This is a genomic window from Amycolatopsis kentuckyensis (genome assembly GCF_041679295.1).
Taxonomy (GTDB): Bacteria; Actinomycetota; Actinomycetes; order Mycobacteriales; family Pseudonocardiaceae; genus Amycolatopsis; species Amycolatopsis kentuckyensis_A.
Genome location: NZ_JBGDMD010000011.1, coordinates 155854 through 175388 on the forward strand (window position 1 = coordinate 155854; position 19535 = coordinate 175388).

General features: G+C 72.7%; 20 protein-coding genes. 10 read left to right on the forward strand and 10 right to left on the reverse strand.

Annotation, left to right across the window (positions count from 1 at the left end; genetic code table 11):
- Positions 1-41: 41 nt before the first annotated feature.
- Positions 42-914, reverse strand: a complete 873-nt coding sequence (locus tag ACERZO_RS39050) for an SDR family oxidoreductase (protein ID WP_372671041.1) — start codon at positions 912-914, stop codon at positions 42-44.
- An 83-nt stretch (positions 915-997) separates the two neighbouring features.
- On the opposite strand from ACERZO_RS39050, the gene ACERZO_RS39055 reads away from it, so the two are divergent.
- Positions 998-1570 carry a TetR/AcrR family transcriptional regulator gene (locus ACERZO_RS39055; RefSeq protein WP_372671042.1) on the forward strand — a complete coding sequence of 191 codons (573 nt, stop codon included), beginning with the start codon at positions 998-1000 and terminating at the stop codon, positions 1568-1570.
- On the opposite strand, the gene ACERZO_RS39060 is transcribed toward ACERZO_RS39055, so the two are convergent.
- On the reverse strand, positions 1567-2553 hold the full coding sequence (locus ACERZO_RS39060) for an ArsR/SmtB family transcription factor (RefSeq protein ID WP_372671043.1): 987 nt from the start codon (positions 2551-2553) through the stop codon (positions 1567-1569). The genes ACERZO_RS39055 and ACERZO_RS39060 overlap by 4 nt on opposite strands.
- Positions 2554-2810: 257 nt before the next feature.
- Between ACERZO_RS39060 and ACERZO_RS39065 the strand changes: the two genes are divergently transcribed.
- Together ACERZO_RS39065 and ACERZO_RS39070 are read left to right on the forward strand one after the other, a co-directional pair.
- Positions 2811-3443 carry an RICIN domain-containing protein gene (locus ACERZO_RS39065; protein WP_372671044.1) on the forward strand — a complete coding sequence of 211 codons (633 nt, stop codon included), beginning with the start codon at positions 2811-2813 and terminating at the stop codon, positions 3441-3443.
- A 215-nt stretch (positions 3444-3658) separates the two neighbouring features.
- Positions 3659-5056, forward strand: coding sequence for a Dyp-type peroxidase (locus tag ACERZO_RS39070; RefSeq protein ID WP_372671045.1), 1398 nt, complete (start codon positions 3659-3661; stop codon positions 5054-5056).
- A gap of 79 nt (positions 5057-5135) precedes the next feature.
- Here ACERZO_RS39070 and ACERZO_RS39075 read toward each other — a convergent pair whose 3' ends face one another.
- The gene (locus ACERZO_RS39075) at positions 5136-6032 is read right to left on the reverse strand and encodes an ROK family protein (RefSeq protein ID WP_372671225.1); all 897 of its coding nucleotides are present in this window, start codon (positions 6030-6032) and stop codon (positions 5136-5138) included.
- A gap of 290 nt (positions 6033-6322) precedes the next feature.
- On the opposite strand from ACERZO_RS39075, the gene ACERZO_RS39080 reads away from it, so the two are divergent.
- Genes ACERZO_RS39080 through ACERZO_RS39090 form a run of 3 tightly spaced genes read left to right on the forward strand, consistent with a single transcriptional unit; the run spans position 6323 to position 7999 of the window.
- The gene (locus ACERZO_RS39080) at positions 6323-6532 is read left to right on the forward strand and encodes a CbtB domain-containing protein (protein ID WP_372671046.1); all 210 of its coding nucleotides are present in this window, start codon (positions 6323-6325) and stop codon (positions 6530-6532) included.
- Positions 6533-6550: 18 nt separating this feature from the next.
- Positions 6551-7309, forward strand: a complete 759-nt coding sequence (locus tag ACERZO_RS39085) for a CbtA family protein (RefSeq protein ID WP_372671047.1) — start codon at positions 6551-6553, stop codon at positions 7307-7309.
- Between the two features lie 54 nt (positions 7310-7363).
- On the forward strand, positions 7364-7999 hold the full coding sequence (locus ACERZO_RS39090) for a DUF4190 domain-containing protein (protein ID WP_372671048.1): 636 nt from the start codon (positions 7364-7366) through the stop codon (positions 7997-7999).
- Positions 8000-8002: 3 nt separating this feature from the next.
- Here ACERZO_RS39090 and ACERZO_RS39095 read toward each other — a convergent pair whose 3' ends face one another.
- On the reverse strand, positions 8003-9484 hold the full coding sequence (locus tag ACERZO_RS39095; protein ID WP_372671049.1) for a cobyric acid synthase: 1482 nt from the start codon (positions 9482-9484) through the stop codon (positions 8003-8005).
- Complete coding sequence (locus ACERZO_RS39100) at positions 9481-10539, reverse strand: cobalamin biosynthesis protein (protein WP_372671050.1); 1059 nt, start codon at positions 10537-10539, stop codon at positions 9481-9483. The genes ACERZO_RS39095 and ACERZO_RS39100 overlap by 4 nt, the downstream gene beginning before the upstream one ends.
- A 105-nt stretch (positions 10540-10644) precedes the next feature.
- On the opposite strand from ACERZO_RS39100, the gene ACERZO_RS39105 reads away from it, so the two are divergent.
- From ACERZO_RS39105 to ACERZO_RS39120, 4 genes are all read left to right on the forward strand, one after another.
- The gene (locus tag ACERZO_RS39105) at positions 10645-11370 is read left to right on the forward strand and encodes a bifunctional adenosylcobinamide kinase/adenosylcobinamide-phosphate guanylyltransferase (protein WP_372671051.1); all 726 of its coding nucleotides are present in this window, start codon (positions 10645-10647) and stop codon (positions 11368-11370) included.
- Positions 11371-11383: 13 nt separating this feature from the next.
- Positions 11384-12397, forward strand: a complete 1014-nt coding sequence (gene cobT / locus ACERZO_RS39110) for a nicotinate-nucleotide--dimethylbenzimidazole phosphoribosyltransferase (RefSeq protein ID WP_372671052.1) — start codon at positions 11384-11386, stop codon at positions 12395-12397.
- A gap of 370 nt (positions 12398-12767) precedes the next feature.
- Positions 12768-13481 carry an adenosylcobinamide-GDP ribazoletransferase gene (locus tag ACERZO_RS39115; RefSeq protein WP_372671226.1) on the forward strand — a complete coding sequence of 238 codons (714 nt, stop codon included), beginning with the start codon at positions 12768-12770 and terminating at the stop codon, positions 13479-13481.
- Between the two features lie 32 nt (positions 13482-13513).
- Positions 13514-14200 carry a helix-turn-helix transcriptional regulator gene (locus ACERZO_RS39120; RefSeq protein WP_372671053.1) on the forward strand — a complete coding sequence of 229 codons (687 nt, stop codon included), beginning with the start codon at positions 13514-13516 and terminating at the stop codon, positions 14198-14200.
- Here ACERZO_RS39120 and ACERZO_RS39125 read toward each other — a convergent pair.
- From ACERZO_RS39125 to ACERZO_RS39145, 5 genes are all read right to left on the reverse strand, one after another.
- A complete protein-coding gene (locus ACERZO_RS39125) occupies positions 14184-14540 on the reverse strand; it encodes a VOC family protein (protein ID WP_372671054.1) in 357 nt (118 codons plus the stop codon). The two genes, ACERZO_RS39120 and ACERZO_RS39125, sit on opposite strands and share 17 nt — an antisense overlap.
- 81 nt (positions 14541-14621) lie before the next feature.
- Complete coding sequence (gene cobC, locus ACERZO_RS39130) at positions 14622-15638, reverse strand: Rv2231c family pyridoxal phosphate-dependent protein CobC (protein WP_372671055.1); 1017 nt, start codon at positions 15636-15638, stop codon at positions 14622-14624.
- Positions 15631-16962 carry a cobyrinate a,c-diamide synthase gene (locus ACERZO_RS39135; protein ID WP_372671056.1) on the reverse strand — a complete coding sequence of 444 codons (1332 nt, stop codon included), beginning with the start codon at positions 16960-16962 and terminating at the stop codon, positions 15631-15633. The genes cobC and ACERZO_RS39135 overlap by 8 nt, the downstream gene beginning before the upstream one ends.
- Positions 16956-17570: a cob(I)yrinic acid a,c-diamide adenosyltransferase gene (gene cobO, locus ACERZO_RS39140; RefSeq protein ID WP_372671057.1), complete on the reverse strand. Its 615-nt coding sequence runs from the start codon at positions 17568-17570 to the stop codon at positions 16956-16958. Before cobO ends, ACERZO_RS39135 begins: the two co-directional genes overlap by 7 nt.
- Positions 17570-19513, reverse strand: coding sequence for a putative cobaltochelatase (locus tag ACERZO_RS39145; protein ID WP_372671058.1), 1944 nt, complete (start codon positions 19511-19513; stop codon positions 17570-17572). Before ACERZO_RS39145 ends, cobO begins: the two co-directional genes overlap by 1 nt.
- Between the last annotated feature and the right edge of the window lie 22 nt (positions 19514-19535).

The window sequence follows — 19535 nt, forward strand, 5'->3', positions numbered from 1 at the left end:
GGGTGTCACTGTCGCCACCTCCGCCGGCGCTGTCCCACTTCTCAGCCGTAGTAACCCTTTTCGAGGTCGTCGAGCAGCCCCGGGCGCTCCGGCCGCCAGCCGAGCAGCGCCTGCGTCCGCTCGCTGGACGCGGGCTGGTCGATCGCCAGGAGCTGTCCCAGGAAGCCGAGTTCGCCGGCCTCGACGGACGTCGGCGGCAGGCCGAGGCGGCGTCCGGCCGCTTCGGCGATGTCCCGGATCGCCACGCCTTCGTCGCCCACCGCGTGCAGCACCGAGCCCGCCGGCGCTTGCTCGAGCGCGAGGCGGAACAGGTGCGCGGCATCGGCCACGTGCACCGCGGGCCAGCGCTGCGAGCCGTCGCCGACGTACGCGGCGATGCCCTTCTCCCGGTCGAGGCCGACCAGCCGCGCGATGAAGCCGTGGGCGTCCCCTTCGCCGTGCACCGACCGCGGCAGCCGCACGACGGACGCGCGCACGCCGCGTTCCGCCGTCTTCAGCACCGAGCGGGCGACCTCCGCGCGGCCCGCGACCGACCCGAAGCCGGCCGGATCGTCCTGCTCGGTCACGGTCTCGCCGGGCACGATCGGCGTCCCCGAGGCGGCGACGAACGCCTTGCCGTCGAGCACCTCGCCCAGCGCCTCGACGAGTGCCGCGTCGGTGCGGATCGCCTCTTCGATCCGGCTGAAGTCGTGGCCGAAGGCGAGGTGGACGACCCCGTCGGCGTCGGCGGCGCCCTTCCGGAGGGTTTCGAGGTCGGCCAGGTCACCGCGAAGCACGTCGGCACCCGTTTTCGCGACGATCTCCGCCGAGGCGTCCGATCGGGCGAGCCCGATGACGTCGTGGCCGGCGTCGATGAGTTCGGGGACGAGGGTGCGGCCGATCCAGCCGGACGCCCCGGTCACGAAGACACGCATGAGAACCTCCCTGTGATGACACCTGGTGCCATCAAACGTAGCACGCGTGATGACACCAGGTGTCATCGCTTAGGCTGGAGGTCATGAGCCGCTGGGAGCCGAACGCACGCGAGCGGCTGGTGCGCGCCGCGGTGGAGTCGTTCCTCGAGCGCGGCTACGACGCCGTGACGGTCGCGGAGATCACCGAGCGGGCGGGCTTGACGAAGCGGACGTTCTTCCGGCATTTCGGGGACAAGCGCGAGGTGCTGTTCGCGGGCCAGGACATCCTGAGCGGCCTCCTCGCGGACGCGATCACCGCGGCCCCCGAGGCGGCCACACCGATCGAGGCGATCTCGGCGGCGCTGACCGCGGTCGAGGCGGTGTTCGACGCGGAATGGCGGGAGTGGGCGGCGAAGGTCCAGCGGGTGGTCGCGGGCCAGCCGGACCTCCGCGAGAGGGAGTTGCTGAAGCGCGCGAAGCTCCGGGGCGCGATGGCATCGGCGTTGCGCGCTCGTGGCGTCCCGGACCCGGCGGCGAGCTTGGCGGCGGAGATCGGCGGGTTGGCGTTCACGACGGGCTTCGCGCGCTGGGTGGAGCCGGCCGACGAACGGGGTTTCGGCGAACTGGCCCGGGAAGCTTTGGACGAGCTGGTGAAGGCCGCCGGCGCGCTGAGCTAGCTGTCCAGGAGAGCGCTTCCCAGCGGCGTCAGCGAATGCAGCACCGTGTTCCGCTCCCGGTGCGTGGTGATCAGCCCGGCCCGCCGCAGCACCGTCGTGTGCTTGCTGACCGCCGACGGCGTGACGCCCAGCCGCGCCGCCAGCTCCGACGTCGAGCAGCCCACCGCCAGGACCGCCAGCGCCGCCGCGCGGGTCGGGCCCAGCAGGTCGGCCAGTGCCTTGCCCGACGCCCGGTACGCGCCGCGGCCGAAGCCCGCCGGCGGGGCGGCCTGGCGGACGCACGGGTAGTGCAGCCGCGGGGTGCCGCCCGGGGCCGCCGGGACCAGGCCCGGGCACACCGAGAAGTACGTCGGCACCAGCAGCAGGCCCGTGCCCTCCGACGGCACCGTGCCGGGGATCCGGTCGTCCGTCTCCAGCTCGGGCGCCTCCCAGCGCACCAGCGGGCGGAGGCCGGTCAGCAGCGCGTCGACGCCGCCGTGGAGCAGCAGCTGCGTGCGCATCCCGAGGTCGGCGTCCACCTGGCCGGACACCGCCTCCCAGCCGGGCGCGATCGCGAGCTCGTGGTAGTCGCGCATGGCCTGGACCAATCGCGGGAGGCCCGCGGTGTCGCCGTCGGCGAGCGCGGCGGCCCACGACGGCAGGTCGTGCCCGGCCGGCGCCGTGCGCAACGCCGTCTTCAGGCTCAGCGGATCCGTGTTCAGCACCGCCGCGAGCCCGGACTCCAGCTCGTAGCGCCCCGCCGCGGGCAGCAGGAACCCCGGCAGCGGCGCGTCCGGCCGGCACAGCCACATCAGCACCGCGGCCGAGTCGGGCAGGCTCTGCCACACGCGGTACCGCCACCGGTTGAACGCACCCGATGCGGCGGTGCGACCGCCGTCGCGGCGTTGCAGGACCTGCAGGCTCGAGGCGAGCTCGCCCATCGGGTCGGCCGCCGCCGCGAGCCCGACGCGGACGAGGTCGGGCAAGGTCAGCTCGATGCGCACGCCACTCCCCCCGGGTCTGCCCGTCTATCGGCGCCGGTTCCGTTCCGTTACACGCCTGACGTGCGTTTTGGCCCCTCGCGGAAATGACCTCGACGACGACGGGACCGCACTGAATGATGGTCCGAGAGACCGCTTTCGGGGGTTTGACGGTCTCGACGAGGGGGATTCGCCGGCACGACCACGCGCCGGGTCCACACGGGCCCGGAGCCGGGTGGCGCCCTTTCGTCACCACGGGTGAACCGACGAAAAGGGGAAGCATGACCAAGATGAAGCGGCTGATGGTGACGGTCGCCGCGGCGGCGGGCCTGTTCGGCCTCGTCGCCGTTCCGCAGGCCGGCGCGGCGCCCGCCGACGGCAAGGGCACCGCGGTCTCGGCGCTCGCCGGCGGCATCAAGCTGCGGCCGGCGAAGGTGGGGGCCGCGCACAAGTCCACCGCCGGCGTCGCGGGGGCGCAGGTCGCCGAGGCGGACGCGTACCTGATCGAGTCGGCCGCCTTCGGCCGCTGCTGGGACGCCGACCTGGGCACGATCGGCGGCAACGGCACGAAGATGCAGCTGTGGGACTGCGACGTGTACGCCGCGAACCAGGCGTTCTACGTCACCCGCATCCCGGAGGGCTACCTGCGCTTCCAGAACGTGCAGAGCGGCCGGTACCTCGACGCCGACCTCGGCACGGCCGGCGCCAACGGCACCAAGGTCCAGCTGTGGGACTACCGCGCCGGCGCCAAGAACCAGTGGTGGGCCGACACCGTGAACCCGGAGGGCTACCTGCGGCTGCAGAGCCCGCAGAACAGCCGCTACCTGACCGGCGAAGGCTCGGTCGGCTCCAACGGCACGCGGCTGCAGCTGTGGAGCTACATCGCGGGCGGCAAGTCGCAGTGGTGGTTCTGACCACCGTTCTCTGACGGACACGCGGGTCCCGCTCCGGGGCCCGCGTTTTCGTTGCGGGCGAACGGTTCTGCGTTCAACTTAATCTTTCGTGTGAATGCCGGGAAATGGGTGGCACGCGGCACCGCGGCGACGGCAGCCTGGTTCCAGGGGGCACGACCGGCGAGGGGGAGCTTCGGTCCGGTCGTGCGCCCGTTCACACGGGAGGGGAGCCCGCAATGAGTGTCGATCTGTCCACCACGTTGTCCTGGACCACCGCGACCGGGGACGCCGAGGTGATGCTCGGCGAACTGCAGCCGAACATCCTCAAGGCCCACGTCCGCGACCATCTTTCCGCGCTGCTGCTGGGATTCGGCGACGCGGCGGAGGCCCGGGCGTTCCTGGTGTCGCTCACCGGGAAGATGAAGTCCGCCAAGGCGCACCTCGAGGAGGTCGGCGCGTTCAAGGACGCCGGCGCGGCGGGCACGCCGTACGTCGGCGTCGGGCTGACCGCGGCCGGGTACGGCGTCCTCGGCGTCGAGAACTTCCCGGCGGACGAGTCGTTCCGGCGCGGGATGGCCGCTTCGGAGACGCGGCGGCGGCTGAACGACCCGCCGCGCTCGACGTTCGATCCGGGCTACCACGGCGAAATCCACGCGGTCGTCCTCGTCGGCGACGCGACGGACAAGGCGATGACCGCGCGGCGCAACGAAATCCTCGGCCTGCTGCCGGACTCGGTCACGGTGCTGGCGGAGGAAACGGGTCTCGGCCGCGTCAACGCGCGCGGCGAGGGCATCGAGCACTTCGGGTACGTCGACGGCCGGAGCCAGCCGCTGTTCCTCACCGAAGACGTCGACGCGGAGAAGAACAACACGGACGGCATCAACGTGTGGAACCCGGCGGCGCCGCTGTCCCAGGTGCTGGTGCCGGACACCGCGGCGCCGGATCCGGGCGTGCACTTCGGCAGTTACTTCGTCTTCCGCAAGCTGGAGCAGAACGTACGGCGGTTCAAGCAGGCGGAGTCGGACCTGGCCGACACCCTCGGGTTGACCGGCGACGACCGCGAGCGCGCGGGTGCGATGCTGATCGGCCGGTTCGAGGACGGAACCCCGTTGACGACCCAGCGCGAAGACGGCGCGGAAAGCCCGGTGTCGAACAACTTCACGTACGACAGCGACCGCGCGGCGCTGAAGTGCCCGTTCCAGGCGCACATCCGCAAGACGAACCCGCGGGGCTCGGGTGGCGCGGAGGACTCGGCGGGCGAGCGCCTGCACCTGATGGCGCGCCGCGGTGTCACGTACGGCGAGCGCCCGGACGACCCGAACGCGGAGGTACCCCCTTCGGCGCGGCCCAGTGGCGGCGTGGGGTTGTTGTTCATGGCGTTCAATTCGGTGCTGGGCAACCAGTTCGAGTTCACGCAGGCGGTGTGGGCGGACAACCCGGGCTTCCCGATCGTCGAGGGCGTGACACCGGGGCTGGACCCGGTGATCGGCCAGGGCGAGCGCGGAACGTCGGAGTACACGGTGGAATGGGGCGGATCGACCCAGCGGACGGCTGAACCGGTGCCGCAGGCGGTGAGTTTGCGGGGCGGGGAGTACTTCTTCATGCCGTCGTTGGCATTCCTGCGGTCGCTCTGACGGCTTGCCGTCAAAAGCCGTGAATGCCACATCGGGGACAAACAATCCTGCGCTGTGGCATTCACGGCCTGGCGGCGAGTCAGTCCTTCAGCAAGTCGAGCGCCAGCAACCCCGCCCCCAGCCGGCCGGCCTCGTCACCCAGTTTCGCGATCCGCAGCTCCGGCATCCGCTGGAACGTCAAGTGCGCGGCCAGCCACTCGCGAACCGGTTCCAGCACGTAATCCGCCGCTGTGAACAAGCCGCCGCCGAGGACGATCACCTCCGGGCCCAGCAACGTCAGCAACGTCCGGATCCCGTGCCCCAGACCGTCCAGCGCGTCCTGGACCACCGCCACCGCCACCTCCTCGCCGTGGCGGGCCAGCTCCACCACCTCGCGGGCCCCGTCGGCCGCGCGGCCCGTTCTCTCCGTGTACCGGCGGGCGATCGCCGCCGCCGAGGAGATCGCCTCCAGGCAGCCCGTCGCGCCGCAGCCGCACTTGCCCGGGTGACCCACGTCGATGTGGCCGACTTCGCCCGCCTGCCCGTGCGCGCGGTGGATCCGGCCGTCGAGCAGCAGCGCCGCCGCGATGCCGGTGCCGACCGGGATGAACGCCGCGTTCGTCGCGCCCTGGCCCGCGCCCACGCGGAACTCGGCGATGCCGCCCGCCGTGACGTCGTGGCCGAACGCCACCGGCAGCCCCAGCCGGCCCTCGAGCAGCTCGCCGAACGGGACCTCGCGCCAGTCGAGGTTGGCCGAGAAGTGGCAGACGCGGGTCTCCTCGTCGACGATCCCGGGCACGACCACGCCGACCGCCGACGGCCGCCCGGTGCCCGCCTGCTCCGCCAGCGCCGTCACGATCTCCGCGACCTGCGCGGCCAGCGCCGTGCCGTCCGCGCTGCGGGCCGTCTCCGCCCGCAGCGTCGCCTTGGGCTGCAGCTGCTCGTCGAGCAACGCCGCCTTGATCGTCGTCCCGCCCACATCGAGGGCCGCCACCATTCGAGTCACCGCGGCATTGTCACATTTGAGGCTTATTCTGGTTAGGCCGCCGCACCCCCCGCGCAGGTCGTGGGCCACCACGGATGCCATGCGGTGGCCGACGGCTGAATAAGCCTCATTGACGCCGCCCGAACGGCGGACCTACGCTCAACCGGCCAGACGAGGAGATTCCGGAACGCGGTGCAAGTCCGCGCGGTCGCGCCACTGTGACCCCCGCCAGGGGGAAGCCAGACCCGGATCCCTTCGTGCAGTCCCCGATGAGGCCGCGAAAGCCCGAGGAGGCCACACTCATGTCCCACACGGCAGCTCCCGCCGTCCCGCTCCCGATCCGCATCCCGATCCGTGAGATCGTGCCGTGGGCGGTGTTCGTGGTGCTCCTCGCCCTGATCGCGCTGTACTTCGTCAGCGCCGAGCAGGGCGCCACCTCGGTGTTCGCGAACATGTACGTCCACGAGTTCGTGCACGACGGCCGGCACCTGCTGGCCTTCCCCTGCCACTGAGCGGCGGCACGACCTCCCATGATGAAGACCCTGCTGGTCCGCGGCATGCTCGCGGGCCTGATCGCCGGCGTGCTCGCGTTCGGGTTCGCCTACGCCTTCGGTGAGCCGTCGGTCGACACCGCCATCGGCCTCGAAGACTCCGGCGGCCACTCCCATTCCCACGACGCGGGCGCCACGCCGGCACCGGCCGAAGAACACGAGGAAGAGCTCGTCCCGCGGGACATCCAGAGCACGGTCGGGCTGCTGACCGGCGTGCTGGTCTACGGCGTCGCGATCGGCGGGCTGCTTTCGCTGGCCTTCGCGTTCGCCCAGGGCCGCCTCGGCAACCTCCGCCCCCGCGTGATGGCGTTGCTGCTCACCGGCGGCGCGTTCGCGGTGGTGTTCCTGGTGCCGTTCCTGAAGTACCCGGCGAACCCGCCGGCGGTCGGCCAGCCGGGCACGATCGGCTCGCGCACCGAGCTGTACTTCGGGTTCGTCGCGGTGTCGCTGCTGGTGGGCATCCTCGCGACGGTGTCCGGCCGCAAGCTCGCGGACCGCTTCGGAGCGTGGAACGGCTTCCTCCTGGCCGCGGCGGGCTACCTCGTCGTGATCGGCGTGGTGGCCTGGCTGATGCCGGTGGTCGACGAGGTCCCGGCGGACTTCCCGGCCTCGACGCTGTGGAGCTTCCGCACGGCGTCGGTCGGCACCCAGGTGACGCTCTGGCTGGCGCTGGGCCTGGCGTTCGGTGCCTTCGCGGAGAAGGCGCTGAACAAGAAGACCGCCGTCGCCGCATCGTGATCTCGGGTCTCTAGAGTTCCCCCGGCCGGGTCGGGGGACTCCGGAGGGGACCCATTGTTCGACGAAACACGCTCCACGTTGTCCAGCCATGACCAGACGACCGTCCGCGGACCCGTCGAGTCCCCCGGGACCGACGGGTTCGCGATCACGGCGTTCGTCCTGGGACTGTTGGGAGTGGTCCCGCTCGCCGTCGGCTTCGGGATCCGCGCCCTGATCCGGGTCGGCCGCACCGGCCGGGACGGCACCGGCCTGGCCATCGCCGGGCTGGTGCTCAGCGTGCTTTGGATCATCGGCGGCTTGGTGGCGATCACGCCGCAGCAGGCCAAGCACGCGGCCGCGGCCCCGGACTACCTCGACACCATGGCGATCGGCGACTGCCTGGACTTCGACGCGGACAGCGCGCAGGTCATCCGGGTCGCCTGCGACCTGCCGCACGACGAGCAGATCGCCGCGCGGGTCGACGTCAGCAACGGTTACGAGACCTACCCCCGCGGCACCGCGCTGCAGGAGCTGGCGCAGCCGTTGTGCCGGATCGCGGCGGCCGCGTCCCTCCCCGGGGGCACCACGCCGCCCGGCATCGATTTCGTCGCGCACGTCCCGACCGAGTCGTCCTGGAGCGCCGGGGCCCGCGAGGCGGTCTGCACCGCACGGCGGGTCAGCGGGAAGCTCACCGGCTCCGTGCTGCCCTGATCGTCAGGGCGCGCCGGGCGGGACGAACGGCAGGGCTTTCGGGGCGCCCAGCTCCAGCAGGGTGCTCAACGCCGCCGTGTCCAGGTGCTCATCGACCGCGTCGGCGAGCTTGTCCAGCATCTGCTCGCGCAGGTCGGCGAAGCCGGGGGCATCGGGCGCCGGGGTCCACTCGACGCCGGACCGGGCCGCAGCTTCCGTGAGCCAGGCGCGGCGGAACGCGTCGTTCTCGAAGGCTCCGTGCCACATCGTGCCCCAGACCGCGCCGTCGCGGACTCCGTCCAGAAAGGACTCCAGGGGCGCCCGGGTCGTCACCGAGCCGTGGTGGATCTCGTACGCCTCGACGGGCGCGCCGCGCCACGTGCCCGTCGGGCGGGCGAGCACCTTCTCCTCGTCGAACGTCACCCGGGCCGGCAGCAGGCCGAGGCCGGGCACCTCGCCCGCACCGGACTCGACGTCGTCCACAATGGACTCGGCGAGCATCTGGTAGCCGCCGCAGATGCCGAGCACCGGGCGGCCGGCGGCGGCGCGGGCCGCGACCGCCGTGTCGAGCCCACGGTCGCGCAGCCAGTCGAGGTCGGTGACGGTGGCGCGCGACCCGGGCAGCACGACGACGTCGGCATCCGCGACCACGTCCGGGTCGGCGGTGAGCGTGACGGTGACGCCGGGTTCGGCGGCGAGCGCGTCGACATCGGTGGCGTTGGACGCGCGCGGGAACCGCACGACGGCCACCCGCAGGCCGCGGCCGTGGGCCTCCCGGCGCCAGCCCGCGGCGGCGAGGGCGTCCTCGGAGTCGATCCAGACGCGGTCGAGCCACGGGAGCACGCCGAGCACCGGCCGGCCGGTCACCTTCTCGAGGCTGTCGAGGCCAGGGCGCAGCAGGCCGACGTCGCCGCGGAACTTGTTGACCACCCAGCCGGCGACGAGCGCCTGGTCTTCGGCCGACAGCAGGGCGAGGGTGCCGAACATGGCGGCGAGGACGCCGCCGCGGTCGATGTCGCCGACGACGAGCACCGGCAGCCCGAACCGCCGGGCGAGCCCCATGTTGACGTAGTCCCCGCCGCGCAGGTTGATCTCGGCGGGGCTCCCGGCCCCTTCGCAGACGACGACGTCGTAGCGGTCGTTGAGGTCCCGGAAGGCACCGAAGGCGATATCGGCCAGCCCGGCGCGCCCGGTGGCGTACTCGCCGGCTTCGAGGGTGCCGAAGGGTTTCCCGAGCGCGACGACGTGGCTGCGCCGGTCACTCCCGGGCTTGAGCAGGACGGGATTCATGGCGGCTTCGGGTTCAACGCGGGCGGCGCGGGCCTGCAGCCACTGGGCGCGCCCGATCTCGGCCCCGTCGGCGCAGACCATGGAGTTGTTGGACATGTTCTGCGCTTTGAAGGGCGCGACGCGCACACCGCGGCGGGCCAGCCACCGGCAGACCCCGGCGGTGACGAGGCTCTTGCCGGCGTCGGAGGTGGTGCCGGCGACGAGCAGGCCGCTCACCGCGCGGTCCGCGAGTTGTCCACAGCCCGCACCGCGCCGGCGCAGTAGTCCACAGATCGCCGAGCGGCCCTTGCCCGGCGCGCCGAGCCGATAGACTGGACAGGGGACGCCCCCCAGGGAGTGGTGGGGGCTGCGGCGGCGGCGATGGCTGCTGCTGCTACACCGATCAGGCGCGACAACCTCACTGCTCGGCGCAGGTCCACTGGTTGCGGGTCACGGCCCTCGCCCAGCCGCGCGCGGCTCTCCACTTCGCCTCCGTAGCTGTTCGTTCCGCCCAGTCTGATGTTCAGCGCTCCCGCGAACGCCGCCTCCACCTGGCCCGCGTTCGGGCTGGGGTGGCGGCTGCCGTCTCGGCGCCAGATCCGCCATGCCTCGCGCGCTCGTCCTCCCGCCAGCGGTGCGCACGCCGCCGTCAGCGCCGCACCGATCCGGGACGGCACCAGGTTGGCCACGTCGTCTGCGCGGGCCGCCGCCCAACCGAACCGCCGGTACCGCGGTGACTTGTAGCCGACCATCGCGTCCAAGGTGTTCAGCGCCCGGTAGCCCAGCAGCCCCGGCAGCCCGGCGACCGCGCCCCAGAACAGCGGCGCGACCACGGCGTCCGACGTGTTCTCCGCGATCGACTCGGTCGCCGCGCGGGTGAGCTCGGCGGAGTCGAGCGTCGTCGCGTCGCGCGCGCAGAGGTGCGAGAGCCGCGTACGCGCCGAAGGTACCTCGCCCGCTTCGAGCAATCTGGCCATTTCGGCGCCTTCGGCGGCGAGGCCGCGTCCACCGAGGACTACCCACGTACATACGGCCGTGAGGGCGAAGCGTGCGAAGGGGCTTCGCCGCGTCGCCGTCTGAAGCGCGACTCCGAGGCCGACGGCGCCGAAGGTGCACAACCCCGCGTACGCCGCTCCGCGCGGCTTCGAGTCCGCCCACACGAGACGTTCGAGGCGCACCGCCGCCGAGCCGAACAGCGCGACCGGGTGCCCCCGTCGGGGGTCGCCGAACAGGGTGTCGGCGGCGTATCCGGTAACGAGTCCGGCAGCGGTTGTCCCTAGACGGAGTGGCACGTGGCGCACGGTAGCGCGTGCACCACAATGCCGGGTATGACTGTGCCCAACGCCGCCTCCGCGGGAAAGAGTACGTCGGCAGAGCCCAACGCCTCTTCCACGGGAATGAGTACGTCGGCGGAGCCCAACACCTCTTCCGCAGGAAAGAGTACGTCGGCGGAGCCCAACACCTCTTCCGCAGGAAAGAAGACGCCGGCAGCGGCCACCGCCTCCGCGGGGAAGAAGAAGCCGGCGAGGCTGACGGCCCGCCTCGCGGGCTACCTCGAGACCCTGGCCCGCGCCCTCCGCCGGTACGGCCGCGACGAAGGCAAGGTGCTGGTCCTCGGCGGCGTCCGCTCGGGGAAGTCGCGGCACGCCGAACGGCTCGTCGCCGGCCACTCGCACCTCGTCTACGTCGCGCCCGGCCTTCCCGCCGGCGAAGACGACCCCGAATGGGCCGCGCGGGTGGCCGCGCACCAGGCGCGGCGGCCCTCGCACTGGAAGACCGTCGAGACCACCGACCTCGCCGGCACCCTCCGGAAGGCGACCGAGCCGCTGCTGATCGACTGCCTCGGCACGTGGCTGTCCCGCGTGCTGGACGACGTCGGCGCGTGGAAGCAGAAGCCGGGCTGGGAACACCGGCTGGACGACCGGCTCGAGGACTTCCTCGCCGCCTGGGCCGCGGCGCGGGTGCCGGTGGTCGCGGTCAGCAACGAGGTCGGCAGCGGTGTGGTGCCCGCAACGTCGTCCGGACGCCTTTTCCGTGATGTGCTGGGCGCACTCAACAACCGGGTGTCCGCCGACGCCGACCGGGTCGTGCTGGTCGTCGCGGGCCGGGCGCTCGACCTGTAGCCAGGAGGCGCCCGTGTTCGACGTTCCCGTCCCCGACCCCGCCGCCCGCGCCGCCGCACAGGAGCGGCTCGACGGCCTGGTCAAGCCGCTCGGCTCGCTCGGCAGGCTGGAGGAAATCGCCGCCTGGCTGGCCGCGGCGCACGGCAGCGTGCCGCCGCGCCCGCTGGACGACGTCCGGGTGGTCGTCTTCGCGGGCGACCACGGTGTGTCGGCGCTGTCGGCGTACCCGCGCGAGGTGACCGCGGCGATGGTGCGGGTGTTCCTGGCCGGCAAGAGCGGCGTCAACGTGCTGGCCGCGCAGGTCGGCGCGAAGGTGCGCGTGGCCGACCTCGGCGTCGACTGGGACGGCACGGACGTACCGCCCGAGGTCACCGCGCACAAGATCCGCCGCGGATCGGGCTCGATCGACGTCGAGGACGCGCTGCTGCCGGGTGAAGCGCGGGCGGCGTTCGAGGCCGGCCGGGCGATCGCCCGCGAGGAAGCGGACGCGGACGTGCTGATCCCGGGCGACATGGGGATCGGCAACACGGCGATGTGCGCGGCCCTGGTGGCGGCCTCGCTGGGACTGCCGGCCACCGAGGTGGTCGGCACCGGGACCGGAGTCGACGCGGACGGCCTCGAGCGCAAGACAGCAGCGGTCGCGGCGGCACTGACGCGGACGGCGGGCCGGACGGAGGACCCGTTCGACCGGCTGACGGCGCTGGGCAGCGCGTGCGTCGCGGCGACGGCCGGCTTCCTGGTCGAGGCGGCGGTCCTGGGGATCCCGGTGCTGCTCGACGGCGTGTTTTCGGGCGCGGCCGCGCTGGTCGCGCGGGACATCGCGCCGGGCGCGGAGCAGTGGTGGCTGGCCGGGCACCGGTCGACGGAACCTTCGCAGGCGTTCGCCCTCAAGGCGCTGGGCCTGGAGCCGATCTTGGACTTCGGGCTGCGGCTCGGCGAAGGCAGCGGCGCGGTGCAGGCCGTCCCGACGCTCCGCGCGGCCCGCGCCATCTTGGCCGACATGGGTCTGCTGGCGGACCTGGCATGAGAGCAGCCCCCGCCACTCCCTGGCAGGGTTCCGGCAAAGTCGGGTGGGGCGATGCTCCGCCCGGCACCACCGCCCGCGGAACGCCGGGCCGAAGAGGCGCTTCAGCGGGACGCCGAGCTTCGATGGTCATCAACGACTCGTTCATCGCATCCGGCGAGGTAAACGACTCGTTCATGACGTCACCGGCTCCCGGACCGGCCGCACCGATCCGACTTTGCCGGGACCCCGCCACTCCCTGGGGGGCGTCCCCGCTCCAGTCTATCGGCCCCGACCGGGCAAAAACCTCCGCTCGGCGATCTGTGGACAACTCCGCCGGGTCCGCTCACGCTGTGGACAACCTGACGTGAGCCGCTTGACGGACTCCGCGCGGATGGCCGTCGGGACGTTGACCACCCTTCGCGTCCCGGCGCCACGCGTCATCGATCGGCGGGTTGCCGGTGGGGCCATGGTGCTTGCTCCCCTGGCCGCCCTGCCTCTCGCCGTGGCTGCCGGTCTTGTGGTCGCTGCCGGGCACGCTCTTCACCTCCCTTCACTCGCTACCGCCGCTCTCGCGCTCGGGGTTGTCGCCCTAGGGAGCCGGGGGTTGCACCTCGATGGGCTCGCCGACACCGCCGATGGCCTCGGTGCGTCCTACGACCGTGCCAAGGCCCTCGACGTCATGCGCCGCGGGGACTCCGGGCCGACCGGGGTCGCGACGCTCGTGTTCGTCCTGCTCGTCCAGGTCGGCGCGCTGACCGCGGCCGGCCCGGTCACCGCGGCCGCCGGAGTCCTCATCGGCCGGTGCTCGCTCTCGCTGGCGTGCGCCCGCGGCGTCCCCTCGGCTCGGTCGGAGGGTCTCGGCGCCACCGTCGCGGGCTCGGTGCCCCGCACCGCGGCGGTCGCCGTCGGCCTTGTCGCCGCCGGGCTCACCACCCTGCTGCCCGGGCTGCCATGGTGGCGCGGACCACTCGCGGTCGTCCTCGCCTACGCCGTCACCGGAGCGCTCCTGTGGCGGTGCACCAAGCGCCTCGGCGGCGTCACCGGCGACGTCCTCGGCGCCGGCGTCGAAGTCGCCGTCGCAGCCGCCCTACTCGCGCTCGTCTGAAACTGTCGTACCCCCTTCCTAGAGTGCAGCGCGTGAACCGAACCGATCGGCTGTACGCGCTCGTCGAAGAACTCCGTGCTGTCGCCCCTCGCCCGCGCAGCGCGCGCTGGCTCGCGTCCCGGTTCGAGGTGAGCGTCCGCACCGTCGAACGGGACATCAGCGCACTGCAGCAGTCCGGCGTGCCCATCTACGCCGAGACGGGCCGCACCGGCGGGTACTGCCTCGACAAGGCGCACACGATGCCGCCGGTCAACCTGACACCCGGCGAGGCCGTCGCCATGGCACTCGCGCTGAGGCACCTCGACGGCACCCCCTTCCAGGCGGACGGGCGCTCGGCGCTGCGCAAGCTCGTCGCGGCGATGCGGCGGGAGGACGTCAAAGCCGCGCAGGACCTCGCCACCTGTGTCCACCTGCTCGGCAGCGGCCCCATCCCGCCGATGCCCGCCGTGCTCGGCATCCGCCGCGTTCTGCGCATCCGCTACACCGACCGCGCCGGCACCGCCACCCGGCGGGAGGTCGAACCGCTCGGCTACGTCGGCAAGCCCGAACACTGGTACCTCATCGCCTGGTGCCGGCTGCGCCGGGAGATCCGGGCTTTCCGCACCGACCGCATCGCCTCCTTCTCCGTGCTGGCCGAGGTACCGCCGCTGCGCCGGCTGCGGCCCGAGGACCTCGACATCCCTTACGGCGACGTAGAGCAGCTCACTTTGGCGGGGTGAACACGGAGAAGTGGTTGCCGGCCGGGTCGAGCACGTGCGCGAACGTCACGCCGACCGGGTTGACGCTCGGTGGCCGCTGCACCCGCCCGCCGGCTTTCTCGACCTGGCGGCAGGTGGCGTCGACGTCCTCCACCAGCACGGTGAAAATCGCGTAGTTCTCCTGGCCGGTGAACAGGCCGCCGCGCGAACCGCCGGTGTCGATCACGCGGTAGGCGGTGTCGGTGCTCGCCGTGTCGTCCTGCCCGACCTTCCAGCCGAAGACGTCGCCGTAGAACCGTTCGGCGGCCGCCGGGTCGTCGGTGCCGATCTCGAACCAGGCGACGTCGTTGAATCCGGGCATGTCGTTCCTTCCGCTGCCACGCCGGGCGTTTCCCGGCTGCACCCACTTTCGGCCGCGGTAGCGACAACCCCCTGTCGGTGTTTACAGAAGTTTCCGCAACGCGGTCAGGAACGCGTCCGTCGTCGCGCGGTCGCGGACCGCCAGGCGCAGGTGGTCCGGGCCGAGGCCGGGGAACGTGTCCCCGCGCCGCACCGCGTAACCTGCCTCACGCAGACGCGCGCGCAAGGAAACACCGTCGGGCACGCGGACCAGTACGAACGGGCCGCGCGGGTCGCCCAGTACCGGCACACCCGCCGCCGTCAGGCCGGACACCAGGTACTCGCGGTCCGATTCCGCCGCGATCGCCAGCTTTTCCGCTTCCTCCAAGGCGGACGGGCGACAGCAAGCCACCGTCGCCACCCCGGCCAAAGTGGACACCGACCACGGCACCTGCACCGCCCGCAGCCGCTCGATGACGTCCGCCGAAGCGAGCACGTACCCCGCCCGCAGCCCGGCCAGCCCCCACGTCTTCGTCAGGCTCCGCAGCACGACGACACCGGGAACACCGGACGCCAGGCTCTCGGCCTCCCCCGGGATCGCGTCCAGGAACGCCTCGTCGACCACGAGCAGTCGCCCAGGTCGCGCCAAGGAAAGCAGCGACGACGCTGGATGCAGGACCGACGTCGGGTTCGTCGGATTGCCGACGAACACCAGGTCGGCCTCGGCCGGAACCAGCGCCGGGTCCAGCACGAAACCGTCCACTTCGGACAAAACGACCCGCGAAACCGGATGCCCCGCGCCCCGCAACGCCGCTTCGGGCTCGGTGAACTGCGGGTGCACGACGACCGCGTGCCGGGGCCGAAAAGCCGACGCCAGCAGCGTGAACGCCTCCGCCGCACCCGCGGTGACCAGGACTTCCGAGGGGGAACGACCATGGCGTGCGGCGACGGCGTGCACAGCATCCGAAGTGGAGGGGTAAGCCGCGAGAGAGTCCAAAGCGGACGCCAGTTCATCCCGCAGCCACGCGGGTGGCCGTGGCAACCGGACGTTCACAGCGAGGTCGACCAGCCCCGGCCCGACCTCGCGATCGCCGTGGTGGTGCAGGTCGTAGTCAGGCATGGGCCCGGACCCGCGCCGCGAACCGGTGGGCCAGCTCGGGATACCCCGCCCAGTGGACGTGCAGGTAGGACGCGTGCAACGTCGGCGACGCGAAGCCGTCCAGCTGCCGGTCCCAGCCCCACGCCGCCGAAGTCCCGTGCGACGGCGTCACTTCGGTGCGGTGGAACTCGTGCCCGGTGACGCGCTGGCCGGCCGACGCCAGCAGGTTGTCCTCGACGGCGACCGCGCGCCGGTAGCCGAGCTTGCCGCGCGCGGTCATCTTCGCGTCCGCGGGGACCGCGCCGACCATCGGCACGCCGTCCAGCGACTGGCACAGGTACAGCAGGCCCGCGCACTCCGCGCTCACCGGCATCCCGCCAGCGATGGCCGAAGCCACTTCCCGCAGCAACGGCGTGTTCGCCGACAGCTCCGCCGCGTGCACCTCGGGAAACCCGCCGCCGAAGTAGAGCCCAGCACAGCCGTCGGGCAACGCCGTGTCCCGCAGGGGATCGATGTCCACGACGTCGACGCCGCACGCGGCGAGCAGCTCCACGTTCTCCGTGTAGCGGAAGGTGAACGCCGGTCCCCCGGCGGCCGCGACCGTCACCCGCGGACCGTCCATTCCGGACGGTTCCCAGACCGGCGCGGACAGCGAGGGCGCCGCGGACGCGATCCGGACGATCGCTTCCAAGTCGACCCCGTCGGAAACCCAAGCGGCCAGCGCCGGCAGCACGTGCTGCGCTTCCGCCGCCCGTTCCGCCGCCGGGACGAGCCCCAGGTGCCGGCTCGGCGCGTGGATCTCTTCGTTGCGGTACAACGCTCCGAGCAGCGGGACGCCGGTGGCCTCCAGCGCGGACGCGATCTCGTCGAGGTGCCGCTGCGAGCCCAGCTTGTTGAGGATCACGCCGGCGAGCCGCACGCGGTTGTCGTAGTGGGCGAACCCGAGCACGGTCGCCGCGACGCTGCGGGAGGCCGCCGACGCGTCCACGACCAGCACCACCGGTGCGTCCAGCAGGCGGGCCACGTGCGCGGTCGAGGCGTAGCCCTCGGTCCCGAGAGCGCCGTCGAACAGGCCCATCACGCCTTCGATGACCGCGATGTCCGCGCCGAGGGAACCGTGGCGCAGCAACGGGATCAAGGTGTCCTCGCCCTGCAGGAACGGGTCCAGGTTCCGCGCCGGGCGCCCGGTGGCGAGGGCGTGGTAGCTCGGATCGATGAAGTCGGGCCCGACCTTGTGCCCGGAGACCCGGTGCCCGGCCGCGCGCAGCGCCGCCATCAGCCCCGCCGCGACGGTCGTCTTGCCGTGCCCCGACCCGGGCGCGGCGACGACCACGCGCGCTACCACTCGATCCCCCGCTGGCCCTTCTGGCCGGCGTCCATCGGGTGCTTGACCTTGGTCATCTCGGCGACCAGGTCGGCGGCCTCGACCAGCTCGGGCGGCGCGTACCGCCCGGTGATGACGACGTGCTGGTGCCCCGGCCGGTCGACCAAAGCGGACACGACGTCGTCCACCTCCAGCCAGCCCCACTTGAGCAGGTAGGAGAACTCGTCGAGGACGTAGAAGTCATGTGTTTCGGCCGCCAGCCGGCGCTTGATCTCGGCCCAGCCCTCACGGGCGTTCGAGGCGTGGTCCTCTTCGGAGCCGGACTTGCGCGCCCAGCTCCAGCCCTCGCCCATCTTGTGCCACTCGACCGGCCCGCCCTGGCCCGTGTCGTCGTGCAGCTTCCCCAGCGCCTTGAACGCGGCTTCCTCGCCGACGCGCCACTTCGCCGACTTGACGAACTGGAACACGCCGATCGACCAGCCCTGGTTCCACGCGCGCAACGCCATCCCGAACGCGGCGGTCGACTTGCCCTTCATCTCGCCCGTGTGCACGGCGAGCAGCGGCCGGTTGCGGCGCTGGCGGGTGGTCAGGCCGTCGGCCGGCACCACCGACGGTTTTCCCTGCGGCATCAGGCGGCCTTTCCGGTCCGGGCGCGGACGGCGCTCGCCAGCGACTCGGCGGCGACGTCGGCCAGCGGCACGTGCTCCGCGCCGAGGTGGGCGGCCAGCTCGGCGGCGAGGCCGAGGCGCATCTTGCCGCTCTCGCAGTCCATGACGATCGTCGTGACGCCGGTCAGCAACCCGGCCGCGGCCTGGGCGCGCGCGACGGCGTCGGGCCCGCTGGTGGCACGGCCGTCGGTGACGACGACCAGCAGCGGACGGCGCCGCGGGTCGCGGATCTCCTCGACGCGCAGCACCCGCGCGGCCTCCAGGAGGCCTTCCGCGAGGGGCGTCCGGCCGCCGGTCGGGAGGCCTTCGAGGCGGGACGCGGCCGCGTCGACGCTGATCGTCGGCGGGAGCACGAGCTCGGCGGCGTCACCGCGGAACGTGACGAGCCCGACCTTGTCACGGCGCTGGTAGGCGTCGAGCAGCAGCGAGAGCACCGCGGACTTGACCTCGCGCATGCGGGCCTTCGCACCCATCGAGCCGGACGCGTCGACGCAGAACAGCACGAGGTTGCCTTCGCGCCCTTCGCGCAGCGCGTACCGCAGGTCCTCCGGGCGCAGCTTCAGGGCGGCGCCGTCGCGGCCGCGGGACTTCTGGTGCGGCGCCGCGGCTTTCACGGTCGCGACCAGGTGCGGGCGGCCGTCGCGAACGCTCGGGGGCTGGACGCCGATGGTGCGGCCGCTGTCGGTGATCGCGCGCGACCGGCGTCCGCGCTCGCCTTCGCCCATGCCCTTGACGCGGAACACGCGGGCCTTGAACGTTTCGCCGGCGCCGACGGTCTTCTGCGGGCCACCGCCGTTCTGCTGCTGGGGCTGGGGTGCGTCTCCCGGTGGGACTTCCTGAGGGGCGTCCTCGGGCGTCGAGCCCGAGCCGGGGCCGTCGTCCTCGGGTCCCGGGTCCGGCTGGGCGTCCTGGAGGGCCTGCTCCAGCTGCTCTTCGGAGATTCCCGGGGCGTCGAAGGGGTTGCGGCGACGCCGGTGCGGCAGCGCGAGCCGCGCGGCGACGCGGACGTCGTCGGTGGTCACCTCGTCGCGGCCGGCCCAGGCCGCGTGCGCGACGGCCGTGCGCGCGGTGACGATGTCCGCGCGCATGCCGTCGACCTCGAAGGACGCGCAGATCTCGGCGATCTGGCGCAGGGCGTCGTCGGGGAGCTTGACGGCGGGCAGAAGCCGTTGCGCCGCTTCGATGTCCGCGGCGAGCTGCGCGTCTTCTTCGGCGTACTGCGCGGCGAAGGCGTCAGGATCCGCTTCGTAGGCGAGACGGCGCCGGACGACTTCGACGCGCTGCTCCGGGTCGCGGCTGGAGGCGACCTCGACGGTCAGCCCGAACCGGTCCAGCAGCTGCGGCCGCAGCTCGCCTTCCTCGGGGTTCATGGTGCCGATCAGGACGAACCGGGCCGCGTGCGACACCGAGACGCCCTCGCGCTCGACGGTCGCGCGGCCCATCGCGGCGGCGTCGAGCAGGGTGTCGACGAGGTGGTCGTGGAGCAGGTTGACCTCGTCGACGTAGAGCAGGCCGCGGTGCGCGGCGGCGAGGAGGCCGGGCTGGAAGTCCGTGACGCCTTCAGCCAGCGCGCGTTCGAGATGCAGCGAGCCGATGACGCGGTCCTCGGCGGCGCCGACCGGCAGTTCGACCAGCTTGGCCGGGCGGCGGTGGCTGGTCGCGCCGTCGTGCGGGCCGTCCGGGCAGAGCGGGTCGGGAGCCGTGGGAGCACACGAAAAGCGGCAGCCGTCGACGACGTCCACGCCCGGCAGCAGGCCCGCGAGCGCGCGGACCATGGTCGACTTCGCGGTGCCCTTCTCGCCGCGCACCAGCACGCCGCCGACCGCGGGGGAAATCGAGGAGAGGACGAGCGCCAGGCGCAGGTCCGGCAGCCCGACGACGGCGGTGAACGGGTACGGCTTCAACAGCGCTCCTCCAGCTCGGCGA

Coding starts and splice junctions, on each gene's coding strand:
- ACERZO_RS39050 (WP_372671041.1), bottom strand. CDS start 914: ATGCGTGTCTTCGTGACCGGGGCGTCCGGCTGGATCGGCCGCACCCTC.
- ACERZO_RS39055 (WP_372671042.1), top strand. CDS start 998: ATGAGCCGCTGGGAGCCGAACGCACGCGAGCGGCTGGTGCGCGCCGCG.
- ACERZO_RS39065 (WP_372671044.1), top strand. CDS start 2,811: ATGACCAAGATGAAGCGGCTGATGGTGACGGTCGCCGCGGCGGCGGGC.
- ACERZO_RS39070 (WP_372671045.1), top strand. CDS start 3,659: ATGAGTGTCGATCTGTCCACCACGTTGTCCTGGACCACCGCGACCGGG.
- ACERZO_RS39075 (WP_372671225.1), bottom strand. CDS start 6,032: ATGGTGGCGGCCCTCGATGTGGGCGGGACGACGATCAAGGCGGCGTTG.
- ACERZO_RS39080 (WP_372671046.1), top strand. CDS start 6,323: ATGTCCCACACGGCAGCTCCCGCCGTCCCGCTCCCGATCCGCATCCCG.
- ACERZO_RS39085 (WP_372671047.1), top strand. CDS start 6,551: ATGATGAAGACCCTGCTGGTCCGCGGCATGCTCGCGGGCCTGATCGCC.
- ACERZO_RS39105 (WP_372671051.1), top strand. CDS start 10,645: ATGAGTACGTCGGCGGAGCCCAACACCTCTTCCGCAGGAAAGAGTACG.
- ACERZO_RS39115 (WP_372671226.1), top strand. CDS start 12,768: ATGGCCGTCGGGACGTTGACCACCCTTCGCGTCCCGGCGCCACGCGTC.
- ACERZO_RS39125 (WP_372671054.1), bottom strand. CDS start 14,540: ATGCCCGGATTCAACGACGTCGCCTGGTTCGAGATCGGCACCGACGAC.
- cobC (WP_372671055.1), bottom strand. CDS start 15,638: ATGCCTGACTACGACCTGCACCACCACGGCGATCGCGAGGTCGGGCCG.
- cobO (WP_372671057.1), bottom strand. CDS start 17,570: ATGCCGCAGGGAAAACCGTCGGTGGTGCCGGCCGACGGCCTGACCACC.